Consider the following 303-nt stretch of genomic DNA (forward strand, 5'->3'; position numbering starts at 1 on the left):
GTCGTCGGCGGCGGCCAGGCGCTCCTCCGCCAGGGCCACCGCCTGCTGGGCCGCGACCAGGCCCTCGGCCGCCTCCCGCGCCGCGGCGAGGTCCGCCTCGAGCGCGGCACGGCGTCCGGGACGCTCGGACTGGCGGTCCCTGAGCTCGTGGAGCTCGACGTCGAGCCCCTGGACGGCGGCGGTCGCGGTGGCGAGCGCGGTGCGCCGCGCGGGCAGCTCCCGCTCCAGGTCCACGAGCCGCTCGAGGACGGCGACGGTGCCGGTGCACGCGTCCCGGGCGGCGACGAGCCGGGCCGTCCGGTC

1 protein-coding gene is annotated in these 303 nt (G+C 80.9%); it reads right to left on the bottom strand.

Going from position 1 to position 303, the window contains the following annotated elements:
- A partial coding sequence (locus N866_RS21930) for a hypothetical protein (protein ID WP_034230167.1) occupies positions 1 to 303 on the bottom strand: 303 nt, incomplete at both ends.

It is taken from the genome of Actinotalea ferrariae CF5-4 (genome assembly GCF_000603945.1).
Taxonomy (GTDB): domain Bacteria; phylum Actinomycetota; class Actinomycetes; order Actinomycetales; family Cellulomonadaceae; genus Actinotalea; species Actinotalea ferrariae.